The 15,657-nt window shown below is 64.2% G+C and carries 12 protein-coding genes and 1 pseudogene; 6 read left to right on the forward strand and 7 right to left on the reverse strand.

What is annotated here, in order from left to right; all coding sequences use genetic code 11:
• Window positions 1–48: 48 nt before the first annotated feature.
• Entirely contained in the window at window positions 49–1,119 is a 1,071-nt protein-coding gene (locus tag GB927_RS11095) for a polyamine ABC transporter substrate-binding protein (RefSeq protein ID WP_439655482.1), read from the reverse strand.
• Between the two features lie 162 nt (window positions 1,120–1,281).
• Between GB927_RS11095 and GB927_RS11100 the strand changes: the two genes are divergently transcribed.
• Genes GB927_RS11100 through GB927_RS11115 form a run of 4 tightly spaced genes read left to right on the forward strand, consistent with a single transcriptional unit; the run spans window position 1,282 to window position 5,229 of the window.
• Window positions 1,282–2,364: an ABC transporter ATP-binding protein gene (locus GB927_RS11100; protein ID WP_256116883.1), complete on the forward strand. Its 1,083-nt coding sequence runs from the start codon at window positions 1,282–1,284 to the stop codon at window positions 2,362–2,364.
• A gap of 1 nt (window position 2,365) precedes the next feature.
• Complete coding sequence (locus GB927_RS11105; protein ID WP_256116884.1) at window positions 2,366–3,268, forward strand: ABC transporter permease; 903 nt, start codon at window positions 2,366–2,368, stop codon at window positions 3,266–3,268.
• Between the two features lie 12 nt (window positions 3,269–3,280).
• Window positions 3,281–4,111 carry an ABC transporter permease gene (locus GB927_RS11110; protein WP_256116885.1) on the forward strand — a complete coding sequence of 277 codons (831 nt, stop codon included), beginning with the start codon at window positions 3,281–3,283 and terminating at the stop codon, window positions 4,109–4,111.
• A gap of 2 nt (window positions 4,112–4,113) precedes the next feature.
• Complete coding sequence (locus GB927_RS11115; protein WP_439655483.1) at window positions 4,114–5,229, forward strand: DmpA family aminopeptidase; 1,116 nt, start codon at window positions 4,114–4,116, stop codon at window positions 5,227–5,229.
• A gap of 18 nt (window positions 5,230–5,247) precedes the next feature.
• Here the strand turns inward: GB927_RS11115 and GB927_RS11120 are convergent, their stop codons facing one another.
• On the reverse strand, window positions 5,248–5,613 hold the full coding sequence (locus GB927_RS11120; protein WP_256116887.1) for a hypothetical protein: 366 nt from the start codon (window positions 5,611–5,613) through the stop codon (window positions 5,248–5,250).
• Between the two features lie 66 nt (window positions 5,614–5,679).
• Window positions 5,680–7,092: pseudogene (locus GB927_RS11125) on the reverse strand (NAD(P)-dependent oxidoreductase); the annotation flags it as partial.
• Window positions 7,093–7,277: 185 nt separating this feature from the next.
• Between GB927_RS11125 and GB927_RS11130 the strand changes: the two are divergent.
• A complete protein-coding gene (locus tag GB927_RS11130; protein WP_256116888.1) occupies window positions 7,278–9,278 on the forward strand; it encodes a CocE/NonD family hydrolase in 2,001 nt (666 codons plus the stop codon).
• A gap of 5 nt (window positions 9,279–9,283) precedes the next feature.
• On the opposite strand, the gene GB927_RS11135 is transcribed toward GB927_RS11130, so the two are convergent.
• From GB927_RS11135 to GB927_RS11145, 3 genes are read right to left on the reverse strand one after another with little or no spacing between them, the layout of a single operon-like run.
• Window positions 9,284–12,565 (reverse strand): error-prone DNA polymerase, encoded by a 3,282-nt coding sequence (locus GB927_RS11135; RefSeq protein ID WP_256116889.1) that lies wholly within the window; start codon window positions 12,563–12,565, stop codon window positions 9,284–9,286.
• Window positions 12,562–14,085 (reverse strand): DUF6504 family protein, encoded by a 1,524-nt coding sequence (locus GB927_RS11140; protein WP_256116890.1) that lies wholly within the window; start codon window positions 14,083–14,085, stop codon window positions 12,562–12,564. Before GB927_RS11140 ends, GB927_RS11135 begins: the two co-directional genes overlap by 4 nt.
• Entirely contained in the window at window positions 14,000–14,761 is a 762-nt protein-coding gene (locus GB927_RS11145; protein WP_256116891.1) for an ImuA family protein, read from the reverse strand. Before GB927_RS11145 ends, GB927_RS11140 begins: the two co-directional genes overlap by 86 nt.
• A 174-nt stretch (window positions 14,762–14,935) precedes the next feature.
• Between GB927_RS11145 and GB927_RS11150 the strand changes: the two genes are divergently transcribed.
• The gene (locus GB927_RS11150; protein WP_256116892.1) at window positions 14,936–15,241 is read left to right on the forward strand and encodes a hypothetical protein; all 306 of its coding nucleotides are present in this window, start codon (window positions 14,936–14,938) and stop codon (window positions 15,239–15,241) included.
• A gap of 76 nt (window positions 15,242–15,317) precedes the next feature.
• Here GB927_RS11150 and GB927_RS11155 read toward each other — a convergent pair whose 3' ends face one another.
• A complete protein-coding gene (locus GB927_RS11155) occupies window positions 15,318–15,644 on the reverse strand; it encodes a hypothetical protein (RefSeq protein ID WP_256116893.1) in 327 nt (108 codons plus the stop codon).
• Window positions 15,645–15,657: the final 13 nt, after the last annotated feature.

Raw genomic sequence — 15,657 nt, forward strand, 5'->3', positions numbered from 1 at the left:
TCCCCCAAAGAGACCGCCCGTCCGGAGACGGGCGGGATAGTCACGCCTTTACTGCGCCGTCTTCACCCGCGTCCAGACACGGTCTAGCTGGCGAAGCGCCGGGCCGAGATCCTCGAAGATCTGGAGACGCGCCATGGTCTCGGCCGGCGGATTGATCTCCTTGCTATTCTTGATCTTTTCCGGGGTCAATTCCCGCGCCGGCACGTTGGCCGTGCCGTTGGTCTGCTGCGAGACGTTGAGCGCCGCGATCTCCGGCCGCGTGTAGAACTGGAGGAATTTGACGGCGTTCTCCTTGTTCGGCGCGCTCTTCAGCACGCAGACATCCTCCTGGTACATGGTGCCGCCTTCTTCCGGGATCACGTAGCCGAGGTCCTTCTCGTCGGCGAAGACGTCGACCATGGCGCCGACGAAGAAATGGCCGGCCGCGACGTCGCCGGATTGCACCATCGGCCGCGTGTCATAGGTGAAGGCCGCGACATAGGGTTTCATCGCAATGATCGTCTCCGCCGCCTGCTGCAATTCGGCCGGATCGGTGGAGTTGATCTTGTGGCCGTTCAGCATGAGGCCGACGGCGAGCACCTCACGCATGTCGTCGAGCAGGGTGAATTTCAGCCCCTTGGCCTTCACCGTCTCGATCAGGTCCTTCCAGCCGGTGATATCCTTGCCGAGGATCGTGCGGTCATAGAAGATGCCGACCGAGCCCCAGGCATAAGGCAGGCAATATTCGCCCTTCGGGTCGCTTTTCGCGCGCAGGAAGGCAGGGTCGATGTTCTTGAAACCCTCATAGGTGTTGATGTCGGTCTTTTCGAGCAGGTCCAGCTTGGCCATGATGTCGTGCATGTGCACGGACGGGAAGACGATGTCGTAACCCGTCGCACCACCCTGGATTTTTGCCAGCATCTCCTCGTTGGAGGAGTAGGTCGAGAGGTTGACCTTGATCTGGGTCTCCTCCTCGAACTTCTTCAAAACCTCCGGATTGATGTATTCGCCCCAGTTGTAGATGTTGAGCTCGGCGGCACTTGCTACGCCCGCCATGGCCACGAGGGCGGCAAGCGAGAGAGCGGTCTGGCGCGTCCATGCGCGAAGGCCGGATGCGCCGGCGTTGGAAATTTTGATCATCGATAGTCTCCTCTGGTGGTTGGCCCGTCGTGGCCGCGGCGCTTTCCTTTGCGCCGCCTGTTCCTGTCCCGGCTTCTTTCGGCCGTTGACTTGGATGAACAAATGGTATCCAGATATCTAAATCGCACAAGCGTTATTTTTATAACATAATGGGGAACGACGATGCGAGATTCCATAGTCCGCCTGGAAAAGGCGGCGAAGGCCTTTGCCACGCCCGAAGGCCAGACCGTGACGGCGCTCGATGCGATCGACCTCGATGTCAGCCGCAACGAATTCCTGACGCTGCTCGGCCCTTCCGGCTGCGGCAAGACCACGCTGCTCCAGGCGATCAGCGGTTTCGTCGAGCTCGATGCCGGGCGCATCCTGATCGACGACGAGGACATCACCGACCGGCCGCCCTATCGCCGCCCGGTCAATACGGTCTTCCAGAACTACGCGCTCTTCCCGCACATGACGGTCGGCGAAAACACCGCCTACGCGCTGGAGGTGGCCGGTGTCGCCAGGCCCGAGCGGGCAAACCGGGTCGCCGACGCATTGCGAATGGTCGGCCTCGAAGGCATGGAGGGCCGCAAGCCGCGCCAGCTTTCCGGCGGCCAGCAGCAGCGCGTGGCGCTCGCCCGCGCGATTATCGCCCGCCCGAAGCTGCTGCTGCTCGACGAACCGCTCTCTGCGCTGGACAAGAACCTGCGCCAGGCCATGCAGATCGAGCTGAAGACGCTCCAGCACGAACTCGGCATCTCCTTCATCTTCGTGACGCACGACCAGCAGGAGGCGCTGACCATGTCGGACCGGGTGGCTGTGCTGTCCGGCGGCCGCATCCAGCAGCTCGATACGCCGCGCGCCATCTACGACCAGCCGAAGAACAGTTTTGTTGCCACCTTCGTCGGTGCCAGCAATCTCTTCGAGGGCGAGGCGGTCGGCGGACAGTTGCTGACGACGGACGGCCTCTCCATTTCGCATGCCAAGGCGCAAACCACAGGCACGGCGACCGCCCTCATCCGCCCCGAACAGTTCTTCCTCGCTGAGCAAGGCGACAGCGCGCCGAGCCTCGACGTCGATCTCGAACAGATCGTCTTCGTCGGCTCCACCTTCGAATTGTTCGGCCGCACCGCGACCGGCCGGCGGGTGATCGCCGAAATCCCGGCGACACGCCGCAACCTCGTCGGCGAAATCGAGCAGTCACGCCGCGCGCGCCTCTCCTATGATCCGGCCGCCGTCCACCTCATCCCGGCGGAGGCCGCCTGACATGTCGTCGATCGCCTTTCGCCGCCGCGCCCAACTCGGCCTGCTTCTCGGGCCGGTCTCGCTGTTCCTTGCCGTCTTCTTCCTCGGTCCGCTCGCCATCATGATCGTGACGAGCTTTCTGGCGCCCGGCCTCTACGGCGGGGTGGAATGGACCTGGTATCGGCACAATTACGGCCGCATCCTCGGTTTCGCCGACCCGATGTTCGAGGATTTCGATCCGGTCTATATCGCGATCTTCCTGCGCTCGCTGAAGATCTCGGCACTCACCGTCGTCGCCACGCTTATCGTCTGCTACCCGGCCGCCTTCTGCATCAGCCGGCTTTCCGAGCGCTGGAAGAATTTCTGCCTGTTCCTCATCACCCTGCCCTTCTTCACCAGCCTGATCGTGCGGCTGTTCATCTGGGTGCTGATCCTGCGCCAGACCGGCCTCGTCAACGCGGTGCTGCTCAACACCGGCGTCATCGCCCGGCCGCTGGAGCTGATCTATACGGACGGCGCGATCATTCTCGGCATGGTCTATATCTTCATCCCGTTCATGTTCATGCCGGTCTATGCCAGTGTCGAAAAGCTCGACTGGACGCTGGTGCGCGCCTCGCTCGATCTCGGCGCCGGGCCGATCCGCACGTTCCTGCGTATCATCCTACCGCTGACGGCGCCCGGCATTGCCGGCGGTGCGGTGATCGTCTTCATTCCCGCGCTCGGCAATTTCGTCGTGCCGGCCATCCTTGGCGGCGCCAAGGTCATGATGCTCGGCAACCTCATCGAGCAGCAGTTCCTCGCGGCGCGCAACTGGCCCTTCGGCTCGGCGCTTGCCATGATGGTGATGTGCGTGATGCTGGTGCTGCTTTTCGCCTATGTCATCGTGTCCGGCCGCCGCGGCATTGATGCCGCGACCGGGCGGTGAGGGAGACCGGCCATGAAGATCATCGCCTCCCTCGCCCGCGGCAGCCTCATCGGCTACACCGCGCTCTTCTTCGCCTTCATCTACATCCCGCTGGTGCTGATCGCGGTCTATTCGTTCAATTCCAATCCGGTCAACATGATGACCTGGACCGGCTTCACCACCGAATGGTACGCTCAGGTCCTCGGCTTCAAGACGGCGGTTTCGGAAAGCGCGCTCTATATCGAATCGACCGACCAGCTCGTTCAGGCCGTCTGGAACAGCCTGATGATCGCCGCCTCCACCACCACCATCGCCACCGTGCTCGGCACGGCGATCGCCATCGCGCTTTACCGCTTCGATTTCTTCGGACGGCGTTTCTACCGCGTCGTCATGTTCATGCCGATGCTGATGCCCGATATCGTGCTCGGCATCGCGCTGCTGATCTTCTTCGTCAATGCCGGCGTCAACCTGGGCCTGAAGACGATCATCATCGGCCAGTGCACCTTCCTGATCTCCTACGTCTTCATCGTCGTCTCCGCCCGGCTTGCCGGGATGGACCGCACGCTTGAACACGCCTCCGCCGATCTCGGCGCGAACGAATGGACGACGTTTCGCAGGGTGGTGTTCCCGCAGCTCCTGCCCGGCATCGTCGGCGGCGCGCTGCTCGCCTTCATCATCTCGATGGACGACCTGGTCATCACCTACTTCATCGCCGGCGTCGATGTGACGACGCTGCCGATGTTCATCTTCGCCATGCTTCGGCGCGGCATCAAGCCGGAGATCAACGCCATCGCTGTGATGATGCTGACCTTCTCCTTCGTCGTCGCCTCGCTCGGCCTCTACCTTCGCTCCCGGCAGAAATGACCATGACCCAGACAAAACCTCGCGCCCGCGAACTCGGCCTGCCCTTCACCGCCCGCACAGGCCCCTTCAACGCCATCACGGATGTCGAGGGCGTCGCCGTCGGCTTCCGCACCATTGTCGAAGAGACCCCGCGCCCCGGCCGCAAGCTGCCGGTGCGCACCGGCGTTACCGCCATCCTGTCCCATGCCGACAGCGAAACGCCCGTGCCCGTCTATGCCGGCGTGCACCGCTTCAACGGCAATGGCGAGATGACCGGCACCCACTGGATCGAGGACGGCGGCACGTTCCTGGGGCCGGTGATGATCACCAACACCCACGGCGTCGGCATCACCCATCACGCGACGACCCGCTGGATGCTGGAACGTTACACGTCGACCTACGAGGTCAGTGATTTCCTCTGGCTGATGCCCGTCATCGCCGAAACCTATGACGGCGTGCTGAACGACATCAACGGCATGCCGGTAACGGAAGCGGACGTGCGCGCGGCGCTGGAAAACCTGTCCCGCGGCCCCGTCTCGGAAGGCAATTGCGGCGGCGGCACCGGCATGATCACTTATGGCTTCAAGGGTGGCACCGGCACTGCCTCCCGCGTCGTCACCGTCGGCGACCGGGACTACACGATCGGCACGCTGGTGCAAGCCAACCACGGCCAGCGCGACTGGCTGACGATCTGCGGCGTCCCCGTCGGCAAACACCTGCAGGACAACACACCGCAAAGCCAGCTCAAGGAGCGCGGCTCGATCATCGTCGTCATCGCCACTGACCTGCCGATGGCGCCCCACCAGTTGAAACGCCTCGCGCGGCGCGCCGCCATCGGCATCGGCCGCAACGGCACGCCGGGCGGCAACAATTCCGGCGACATCTTCCTCGCCTTTTCCACCGCCAACCCACAGCCGATGGCGCATCGCGCGCCCGCCCTGCTCGACCTGGCGATGGTCAACGACGAGCATCTCGACCCGGTCTATCTGGCGGCGGTGGAGAGTGTGGAGGAAGCTGTGGTCAACGCCATGCTGGCGGCGGAAGACAGCGGCGGCACACCGCATGACCGTTTCCGCATCGACGCAATCAAGCACGACCAGCTCATCGCCGTCATGCAGCAATACGACCGGTACCTTTAGGCACCGGCCTGGTCGATATCAGTTGGCCGTCCCGTCCGGCGTGATGCTCTGGCTGTCGCCACCGCTGCCGGATTGCGAAGTCGGATCGCGTTCCGTCGGAACCGTCTCGCTGCCGCCGGGAACGGTATTGTCGATCGTATCCTGCGTCGACGTGCCGTTCGAGGTGGAGGACGTCTGCTCGGTGTCGACCGTCGGATCGACCCGCTCACCCCAAATCTCGACACCGCCCCATACCAGGACGGCAAGCGCAAGGCTGATGCCGAGCACCTTCAGCATCGGTTTGCCGAGGCGGCCCTGGCGGGTTTCCTGCGCCGCATAATTCTTGCGGGCGGGATCGTGGGTGCGGGTCAGCGGATCGCCGCGTTCGTCTTGCTGATGGGTCATGGCAGCACTCCCTGCTTTTCGCGTCAGGGAAGGAACTTGCGGTGAAGACGAAAGTTCCCGCCGTCTCTATGCCTCCGCAGGGCCATCCAGTCCCAACGCTTCTAGAAGAAGGCGTTGGCGCAGCAGCAGATGGGTCAGCGCGATCACGTCGCCCTTTGCCGGCTGGTGCGTCATGCCCTCGTCGACGGCCTCGACGATCGCCTCCAGCGTATCGGCGATTTCGCGGGAGACGCCGTGAAGCTCGGCAAAGCGCCGGTCGGCGACCGCCGCCGCCAGCGTCAGGGTGTTCACGCGCCCGATGCCGCGTGGCACCTTTGCGCCGGCATCGACATAACCATCCGGCAGGCCGCCCTTGAGATTGGCGATCCGGCGGTAACGGATGGCATCGATGATCTGGTCGACCGCCTGGCAGGCTCCGGCGACACGGGAGGGATGGTCCGTATCGGCCGCTGCATGCGGCAGCAGTTCGAGTTTGCCGGGGTGGCGGCCGGCAAGCGTGAGATAGGGCAACATCGGCCCGCTGAGCGCCCCGCTTTCCGCATCCTTGAAAAGATCGGCGTCGATTGCCGCGTGGCGTACCTGTCCGGCCGCCAGCGCACGGTCGAGCGCCCCCGCATCCACGACCTCGCCGCGATCGTAGTTGACGACCACCGCCCCGCGGTTCATCGCCGACAGCACGGCCTCGCCGACGATGCCGGCATTGGCATAGGCCCGTGTCACCGCATCGAGCCGGCCAAGGCCGACATGGACGGTGAGCACATCCGCCCCCTGCGCCGCCGCGGCCGGTGTTTCCGCGTGCTCGAACCCTTCCGCCTCGATCCATTGCCGGTGTTTCGCCCGCGCATGTACCACGACATGCATGCCGAAGGCGCGCGCGAGTTTGGCGACCTCGCGGCCGATATTGCCATAGCCGAGCACCGCCATCCGGCGGCCTTCCAGCTTGCCGGTCGGGTAGGATTTGAGGTCGCGGCCGGTATCGAAATCGCCGGCGACGACCCGTTGGTGAAGCAGGTCGACCGGCAGGTCCGGCGTGACCTTGAGCACCGCCTTCATCACCATCTGCGCCGTTGCGCGGCTGTTGATGCCGGGCGTGTTCATCAGCGGTGCGACGCCGCCTTCGCCATCGCCGCCGCCCCAGGAGGCAGAGCCCATATTACCCGTACCAGCACCGATGCGCACGCCGCCGAGCGGGAACAGGGCCTGCATCGGAATGAAGGTCGCCGCGGCGATCAGCGCGTCATATTGGCCATGGGCGGTCTGCGCGAGGATGTCGTCCTTGGTGCTCAGGTCCGGCTGGTAGAAGAAATGGATGCCGGGCGGCAAGGCCCCGCCCGCATAGGGGCCATCATGGAACGTGCCACCCTGCGCCTCGATATGCGCTTGCACCTCGCCGTGATCGGGCCGGCCGTTCGCATCGAAGCGAAGGCCGATCAGGTCGGCGATCAGGATTCGATAGGCGCGCTCGGGGTCGTCCAGCCGCGTCCGGTCTTCAAAAGCCGCGTGTCGATCCTGCATGGCGCCCCTCCCTGCTTGTCCCCCATTTTTCGTAGGCGAGTTTTCCCGGGTCGGCAAGCACCAAGACAAAAGCGACATGCAAGGTCAAAACAACCATATTGCCCGCCCCGCGCGCCCCCGCCATAAAGAGGCGCACGAGAGGATTTCCAATGACAGACCGCGCCTTCACCGTCATCGAAAACCAATGGATCACGCTTGCCGACGGCACGAGGCTCGCCGCCCGCATCTGGATGCCGGAGGGTGCGGAACAAGATCCCGTGCCCGCCGTCTTCGAATTCCTGCCTTACAGGAAGCGCGATGGAACGAGCCCGCGCGATGAATCGACCTATCCGGTCTTCGCCGCCGCCGGCATTGCGGGCGTGCGGGTCGATATCCGCGGCTCGGGCGAATCCGACGGCGTCATCGATGGTGAATACACGCCGCTGGAATTGGCCAATGCCTGCGAACTCATCGCCTGGATCGCCGCGCAGCCCTGGTCGAACGGTGCGGTCGGCATGATGGGCATCTCCTGGGGCGGCTTCAACTGCCTGCAAGTCGCGGCACTCAAGCCCCCGGCACTGAAGGCCGTCATCTCCATTGCCTCCACCGTCGACCGCTATAACGACGACATCCATTACAAAAACGGCACGCACCTTTCCGCCCAGCTCTCCTGGGCCGCCACCATGCTCGCCTACCAGTCGCGCTCGCCCGATCCCGAGATCGTCGGCGATCGCTGGAAGGCCATGTGGCTGGAGCGGCTCGAAAACGAGCCCTTCTTCCTGGAGGAATGGCTGCAACACCAGCGCCGCGATGCTTTCTGGAAACACGGTTCGATCGCAGAGGATTTTGCCGGCTTCCCCGTGCCTGCCCTCGTCATCGCCGGCTGGGCGGATGGCTATCGCAGCACGCCGCTGAAGGCCGTCGAAGGTCTTGGGGACAAGGCGAAAGCGCTCATCGGCCCGTGGGTGCACAAATATCCGCATTTCGCCTGGCCGAAGCCCCGCATGGATTTCCACGCCGAGGCGATCGCTTGGTGGAACCGCTGGCTGCGCGGCGAGGAGAACGGCGCGGAAAACACACCGCAGGTGCGCGCCTATATCCAGGACGCCGCCCGCCCTTCGCTGCGCCGAGAAATCGACCCCGGTTTCTGGATCGCCAAGGATCGTTGGCAGACGCCGGACATGGCGACCTTCTACGTGGAGCAATACGGCACGCTCGCGCCCGGTATGCCGATTGCCGGCGCCGTCGGCCATGACCGTTTTCTGAAATCGCCGCTCGACACCGGCATCATGGCCGGCGAGTGGTTCACGCTGAAGCCGGATGCGGAAATGGCGCTCGACCAGCGGCTCGACGATGCCGGTTCGCTCGTCATCGAGACGCCGCCGCTTGGAGAGCCCCAGGATTTCCTCGGCCAACCGGTGCTGGAACTCGACATCGCGACAGAGGCCGACATCGTCAATCTCTGCGCCCGCCTCGTCGATGTGCATCCAGACGGTACGGCGACGCGCGTCACCTTCGGCGTCGTGAACCTCGCGCATCGCGGCGGCAATGCCGCACCGGAGGCCATGCCGCGTAGCGAAAAAACCCGCATCCGCCTCGTGCTTGACGCGATGGGCTATCGTTTTCGCGCCGGCCATCGCATCCGCCTGTCGCTTTCGACAGCCTACTGGCCGATGGTACTGCCGCCGCCGACGGATGCCGGTGTGACGATCGACCTCGCCTCGCTCGGCCTTGCCCTGCCGAAGCTTGGCGCGCATCGTGTCATCGAGCTTCCCGAGCCGGAAAACCCCGATCCGCTGCCGAAATATACCGAGCTTGCGCCCGGCGAGACGGCGCGCGGCGTGGAGCGCGACCTGACGAACGGCCTCACCGAATATTCGATCTACGAGGACACCGGCCTCTATGAGCATCCCGGCACCGGGCTCGCCACGCGGCAGGTGCGCGACGAACTCTGGTCGATCGCCGAAAACGATCCGCTCTCGATGACCGGCACGGCGGTCTGGACCTGCGACATGCAGCGCCCCGGCTGGTTCGTGCGCACGGTCTCGATCGCGACCATCGCCTGCACCGCGACGGACTGGCTGATCTCGGCAAGCGTGCGCGCCTTCGAGGGCGAGGCACAGGTTTTCGAGAAGACCTTCGAAAAGGCGATCCCGCGCGACTTCATGTGAGCCGGTCAGTGGAAGTCGCGGGATTTGACGCGGATTTCATCGATATGGCCGTAGCCGTCGACGAGATTTCGCGGTTTTGCAAGTTTTGGCGCGCCACGCGGATCGTGTGGCGGGCTGCCGTGATGGAATTCGTCGCCGCGCCCATGCGGTAGGGGAAACGGCCCGTCCCGATGGCCGACGCTGGCGAGCATGCCGGAAAGGTCCGTAAGGTGCTGGGCCACCACATGCACCACCTCCCCCTCTCGCTGGATGTAGCCCTTCACGCCGAGCATGGAGGCGCCCATCACGACCTTGCGATAGGCGATAAAAACCTTTCTCCAGACGACGAGGTTGGCAATGCCCGTCTCGTCTTCGAGCGTCACGAAGATGACGCCCTTGGCTGAACCCGGCCGCTGGCGCACGAGGATCACGCCGGCCGTCTCGACCCGGGTGCGGTCGCGCAGGTTCGTCGCGACATGGCAGGAGAGGATTTTCTGCCGTTGCAGATCCTCCCGCAGGAAGCTGACGGGATGGGCCCGCAGCGTCAGCCCGACATGGCCATAGTCCTCGACGACCTCGTTGCCAGCCGTCATGGGGCGAAGCGCAACGGCCGGCTCGTCCAGTTCCGCGATCACCGCCGCCTCCCTTTCAGCTGCCGCGACGAAGAGTGGAAGCGGTTCGTCGCGCAAAGCACGGATAGCCCAGAGCGCCTCGCGCCGGGCTAGCCCCAGCGACGGCCGAAAGGCATCCGCCTCGGCCAGTTCGACAAGGGGTGACACCGGCAGTTCGGCGCGACGCCAGAGATCGTCCACGGAAACGAAAGGTTCGTCGGCCCGCTTCGAGATGAGTTTTCCGGCCTCCGCATTGCTGAGACCCTTGATCATTTTGAGGCCAAGCCGCACCGCAAAGCGCTTCTTGTCCTCCGTCGGCTCCAGCGTGCAATCCCACCGGCTCGCATTGACGCAGACCGGCCGAACCTCCACCCCATGCTCCTGCGCATCGCGCACGATCTGCGCCGGCGCGTAGAAGCCCATGGGTTGCGAGTTGAGCAGCGCTGCGCAGAAAATATCCGGGTGATGGCACTTCATCCACGCGGAGGCGTAGGCGATGATGGCGAAACTATAGGCGTGGCTTTCCGGAAAACCATAGGAGCCGAAGCCTTCGAGTTGGCGGCACATACGTTCGGCGAATTCGATTGGATAATTGTTCTTGGTCATGCCAGAGATGAGTTCTTGCCGAAATTTATCGACGCCACCCGTGTGTTTGAAGGTCGCCATAGCCCGCCGCAACTGATCGGCCCTGCCGGCTGAAAAGCCGGCCCCAACAATAGCCACTTGCATGGCCTGCTCCTGAAACAAGGGCACACCCAGTGTCTTTTTGAGGACATTCTTTAAGTTTTCGTCATCAGGATAATCTGGTTTTTCCAACTTCTGACGACGGCGCAAATAGGGATGCACCATGTCCCCCTGGATCGGGCCGGGCCGGACAATCGCCACTTGGATGACGATGTCGTAGAATTCTTTCGGCCTAAGTCTTGGCAACATGGACATTTGCGCCCGACTCTCGATCTGGAAGGTGCCGAGCGTATCTGCCTTGGAAATCATCTCGTAAGTTGGCTCATCATCCAGGCTAATGTTCCAGAGGCCTTTTTGAATGCCCTTGAGGTCTTCCAGATATTCGAAAGCCCGGCGCATGCAGGACAGCATGCCGAGCGCCAGCACATCCACCTTCATGAATTCCAGGAACTCGACATCGTCCTTGTCCCATTCGATGACCTGGCGATCATCCATGGCGGCAGGCTCGATCGGCACGAGATCGTCGAGCCGATCACGGGTCAGCACGAAGCCGCCGGGATGCTGGGAAAGATGGCGCGGCACACCGGTCAATTGCCGGGAGAGCTCTACCAACAGCCGGATGCGTCGATCGTCGACATTAAAGCCGATATCTTCGATCTGTGCCTTCGGAATATCGTTGGACCAACCCCAGACCTGCGACGACAAGGCTTTGAGCACGTCCTCGGGCATGCCGAGTGCACGCCCGACATCCCGCATGGCGCCGCGGGAGCGATAGCGGGTGACCGTGGCGCAAAGCGCAGCGCGATCATGGCCATAGGTATCGTAGACCCACTGGATGACCTCTTCGCGCCGTTCATGCTCGAAATCGACGTCGATGTCGGGTGGCTCACCGCGCTGCTCCGAAACGAACCGCTCGAAAAGCAAACCATTGTTGGTTGCATTAATTGAGGTAATACCGAGAGCGTAGCACACCGCGCTGTTTGCCGCCGATCCCCTGCCCTGGCAAAGAATGCCGATCGATCGGGCATGGCGGACAATCGAGTTCACTGTCAGGAAGTAAGGGGCATACTTCATCTTCTCGATGAGACGCAGTTCATAGTTCAGCTTCTTGCAGACGATATCCGGCACGCCGTCCGGGTATCGGTTCGCGGCTCCCTCCCAGGTGTATTTCTCCAGTGCCTCCTGTGGCGTAAGGTGGGCATACTCCTTCTCGTCGGGATATTGGTATTGCAATTCATCCAGTGAGAACTGGCAACGCTCCATAACCTCAAGCGTGCGTCGAAGCGCTTCCGGAAAGCGCGTGAAGAGGCGGTGCATTTCTTCCGGGGGTTTCAGGTAGCGGTCGGCATGACGCTCGCGCAAGAAGCCGGCATTGTCGATGGTGACGTTGTGGCGGATGCAGGTCACGATGTCCTGCAACATCCGCCGGCCTGGTTCGTGGTAGAGCACGTCATTGGTAACGACGGTCGGCACGCGATATTGCGTGGCTAGGTTGGAGAGGTCAAAGAGGCGGAGCTGATCGTTCGGCCGACGGCGAAGCGTCAGGGCGAGGTAGCAGCGGTCCTTGAATGTTTCACGCATGCGGCGGAGCTGGAAGGCCGCGGTCTCGTCCGCTTCGTCGGGGACCAGAACGGCGATGAGGCCTTCGTTCCAATCCACGACGTCTGACCAGTCGAGATGGCATTTGCCCTTGCCCGCTTTCTTCTTGCCGATAGTGAGCATGCGGCAGAGGCGCCCGTACGCGTCGCGGTCGGTGGGATAGACGAGCAGCGACATGCCGTCGACAAGGTCGAGCCGGCAACCGACGATGAGGCGCACGATGTTGGCGTCCGCAGGCAGCTCCTTCGCCGCCCTATGGGCCTGAACGACGCCGGCAAGGCTGTTGCGGTCGACAACGGCCAGGGCCTCGATGCCGAGAGCACTCGCCTGGGCGAACAATTCCGCGCTGCTGCTGGCGCCCCTCAGGAACGAGAAGTGGGACGTGACCTGGAGCTCTGCGTAGCGCGGCTTCATGCGAAAATTCCGTGCAGGAACCAGCGGCCGAGGCCGGCTGTCACCTGCTGTTCGTCGCCCGAGCGGAAGAGCCAGAAGCGTTCCCCGGCGGCATCCTCCACCTGGAAATAGTCGCGTACGGCGGCAAGTTCGGCGTCGCGCTTCCACCATTCGCCGAAGATGCGTTCAGGACCGTCTGCCCGTTTCACCAGCCGGCGCTTTCCGCGCCAGGTGAAGGAGGCGGGCGGGTGGTCGGGCAGGAGCGCCATGACCTCGATCGGCTCGGGCCGGGCCAGCAGGCGCGCCGGACGTGGCCAGCGGTTCTGCCAGGTCGTGCCGACATCGGGTGAGAGCGGCGAAATGCGGCGGAAGGAGCGTTCCGGCACGTCGCTTTCGACGGGGGCGATGCGGTAGAGGCGGGCGGCCCCGATGCGGTTGGCGATCACGTCGACGAGACCGGCAATGTCGGCCTGCTCCTCCTCGATCAGCGAGGAGACCGCCTGTTGCAGGACGAGCGGTTCGGCAAGCTTGGCGGTCAGGTCCATGATCTCGATGCCGAAACCCGGATCGATCGTCTCGATGCGGTCCGAGAGGAGCCGGGTGAGGCGGTCCTCGTCGCGAACGGCGCGTGCAGTGCCGACGCGGATCGCCTGGAGCGAACTGTCGACGCGGTGGAAGAGGAGATCGAGCCGGCGGGCGCCGAGGCCGCGTTTTTCCAGCGCCTGGCAGAGATCGTGCACGAGGCCCTTCGTGTAGCGCGCGATGGTTTCGGGCGCGCCGATCGGCTCGCCGAACACTTTGCGGGCCGTCACGACATCGGGATCGCGCAGCGGATCGACGGGCTCCGAGATCGTGCCCTGGATCTGGTCGAGCCGGCGGCCGAGGAGCGGGCCGAAGCGCAGCACCAGCGGCGCGCGGGGCACGGCCAGCACGTCGCCGATAGTGGCGAAGCCGAGCACGCGTAGTCCCGTGACGGTTTCCGGCGGTATCCGCAGCCCGAGGATCGGCAGCGGCGCGACGGTTTCGCCCACCGTGCCCGGCGCAATGACGCGCACGGGATCGGCAAGGAAACGGGCGGCGGCATGCGCGGCACCCCAGCTATCCGCCACCGCCGCGCGCGCAAAAATGCCGGAGGCCGCGAGGCGGTTGACGAGGCCGGTCAGCATGCGTTCCTCGCCGCCATGCAGATGGTCGGCGCCGGTCGTGTCGATGACCAGGCCATCCGGCGGATCGGGCGCGACGATGGGCGCATAATGCTGCAAGGCCCAGAGCGACAGGCGCTCCAGCGCCGCCGCATCCGCCGCGGGATCGGCCGGCATGGTCACGATCTCGGGCACCAGCGCATGGGCCTTGGTGAGCGGCATTCCGACGCGCAGGCCCGCCTGTTCGGCCGGCTTGCTCACGGCGGTCAGGATGCGGCGCGAGCCCTCCCGGCCGACGAGCACGAGCCGCTTGTCAGGCGGAGGCGCCGAGGCGCCAAGCGCCCGCCTCAGACGATCGATCGGCCAGCCGGGAAGAAAAAGCGATACGACCCTCGGCATCGGGTGCCTCCACGTCAAAGTCTGCCGCCTCGCCGGCCCGGCAGCGCACGAGTTGCAAAAGCCACTGCGCCCGGCCGATGCCGGGCACGGGAAGGGCGACGGACGGCCGGACGGCAACCCGCCAGCGCGTCACGGCGGAAGAGGGTTGCCCAAAGGCACTCTCCTCCGACCGGTGCTTGAAACGGCGCAGCGCAATGCCGAGCGTGCCACCGGCCTCGGCCGCCAGTTGCAGGCGGCGCGAGGCGGTCAGCGACAATCGCGCCACCTCCGCCACCACCGCGCCGAGCCCGCCATGGCGCAGGCCCTCCTCGAAACAGAGGAGCAGGCTTTTTTCATCGCCCGCCTCCACATAGATGACGCGGCCGGGGGCGAGCCCCGCCTGCGCGAGTGCAGGCGCGAAAAGATCGGGCCGGGTCAGGATCCAGAGCACCTGTCCCTTGGTGCGCGCCGCGATGCCGGCGGCAAAGAGCATGGCGGCCGCCCCCTCGACCGCATCGTTGCCTCCGCCGCAGACCTCGTGCAGGCTCGCAAGCGCCAGCCCGCCGCCCGGCAGCCTGTCGTCTATGTCCGGCACGCCGAAGGGCAGCACCGCCCGGTCACGCGCGGCACGGCCATCGAACTGCCGGATGCGGTCGCGCAGATCGGCGACAACGGCATGGGCGGCGGAGGCAGACATCGGCGTTGCGGCTCCCGGGTTTGAGAAGGTTTGTTCTTTATTTGTTCTCAAAGTGCGCGAGAGTCAATCACTGAGTCGCAGGGGAAAGATCACAGTTTGAATCATCGGCTGGAACCAACGGGCGCGGCGGTCGTTCTTGCTCATGCCATTCCATCAAATCCAGGAGACATGTCCATGGCTGACGAAAAGAGCACCGGCAAGCGCACGCTTGGTGTCGTTGAAAGTGGCGATAGCATTTCGGAGGATGCCCGTGCGGCGGCTGCGGAAGCGACGGTCAGCGAACAGATCGAAGTGCTGAAGGCGGAAATCAGCCGGCTGAAGGAAACCGCGGGGCTGATCGCCGAAGGCACCGGCCAGCTTGCCGTCGCCAAGGCGGAATCGCTGCGCGAGGATATCCGCCAGACGATCCAGGCCAATCCGCTCGCCACGCTCGCAGGCGCCGCGTTTATCGGCTACCTCTTCGGCCTGCGGCACCGGTAAGAATAAGCGGAGGCAATGGTTTGCCTTCGTTTGTTGAAGCACATGAAAAAGCCCGGCAGTGCCGGGCTTTTCCAGTTCAGAACCAGCGCTGCTGGCGCCGCGGCGGCTCGCTTTCGAGGGAACCGAGCAGATAGCCGATGACGACACCGGCAAGGCCGGCCGTCAACACCACGGTGGACAGTGCGGCCGGATGCTCGCGTGCGGCCTGGGCCACGGCAGCACCTTCGTTGCGCACATATTTCGTTGCCGAACGGACAGCGGGCCGGGCAGCCTCGACGGCATTGCCGGCGCGATCGCGGATCGTGTCATAGGCTTCGCTGCCCCGTTCGCCGAGGTCCTTCTGAAGCGCGGCGATTTCTGCGCGAAGAGCGGAAATCTGGGATTGAACGTCGTTGCTTGCCATTACGGTCTCCTTA

It is taken from the genome of Shinella lacus (assembly GCF_010994755.1).
GTDB classification, from domain to species: Bacteria; Pseudomonadota; Alphaproteobacteria; order Rhizobiales; family Rhizobiaceae; genus Shinella; species Shinella lacus.